The organism is Paraburkholderia sp. EG304 (assembly GCF_046543485.1).
In the GTDB taxonomy this organism is placed as follows: Bacteria; Pseudomonadota; Gammaproteobacteria; order Burkholderiales; family Burkholderiaceae; genus Paraburkholderia; species Paraburkholderia youngii.
Window position 1 is genome coordinate 1 of the sequence record NZ_JBKGUA010000397.1, and the last position, 334, is coordinate 334.

At 57.2% G+C, this 334-nt stretch carries 1 protein-coding gene; it reads right to left on the reverse strand.

Annotation, left to right across the window (positions count from 1 at the left end):
* Window positions 1-283: cellulase family glycosylhydrolase (locus tag ACLFKU_RS44460; RefSeq protein ID WP_410853480.1), on the reverse strand; the 283-nt coding region annotated here is incomplete at its 3' end.
* Window positions 284-334: the final 51 nt, after the last annotated feature.

Here is a 334-nt window from a genome sequence, read left to right on the forward strand (position 1 = left end):
CAACTCGCTTATTGTCCTTGAATTGGGATGCGAGGCGCGACCAGAAATCGGCGTAGGCGCTATCAGGTACGGCGCTCGAGCCAATCACATTGCCGCGATAGCGTGCATAGTTGTGTGGATCTAACACTACGGTCTCGCCGGACGCCGTCACGGGTTTGACGAAGGCGACAAGGCGTGACAGCTCTGTGACATCAAACGGTCCGTTGAGGGTCGAGGCTGTGTGGAAACGCGAAATGCAGGTTCGACGTGCGACGAATCTGCAGCAGAGAGTATAGAGCCGCATTGCGCTCTCGCAATCAATCAGTCGAGTGGAGAGCGCTGGGTGGCACCGTTG